The organism is Iodobacter violaceini, assembly GCF_011601265.1.
GTDB lineage: Bacteria > Pseudomonadota > Gammaproteobacteria > Burkholderiales > Chitinibacteraceae > Iodobacter > Iodobacter violaceini.
In genome coordinates, this window is the sequence record NZ_JAAOLX010000042.1 from 1 (window position 1) to 393 (window position 393).

Genomic DNA, 393 nt, shown 5'->3' on the forward strand with positions numbered 1-393 from the left:
CCGTGGTCAGCGTGGCCACTTGTGCGGTGGTCAGGGCTTTAATCTGATTGCTCGACAGCACGGCAATCCCTGCTGTGCTGACAACGGCCAGATCGCGGGTTTCCAGCGCAGCCATGCTGTTGGTAGAAAGCGCAGCCACCTGGCGGGTGGTCAGAACAGCGGCTTGTGCCGTAGTCAGTGCCACCACCTGATCGGTCGTGAAGCCACTGGCCACTGCTGCCGTGTTCAGTGCCACCACCTGATCGGTTGTCAGATTCGCAACCTGAGCCGTGGTCAGCACATTCACTTGTGCGGTATTCAGTGCGGCAATACCACTGGTACTGAGCACCACTAAATCACGGGTTTCAAGAGCCGCCACACTGCCAGTGGAGAGCGCGGCAATTTGTGATGAAG

General features: G+C 58.5%; 1 protein-coding gene. It reads right to left on the bottom strand.

The window, feature by feature from the left end; genetic code table 11:
- On the bottom strand, nucleotides 1-393 hold a 393-nt coding region (locus HA050_RS21765; RefSeq protein ID WP_205836568.1), incomplete at both ends, for a hypothetical protein.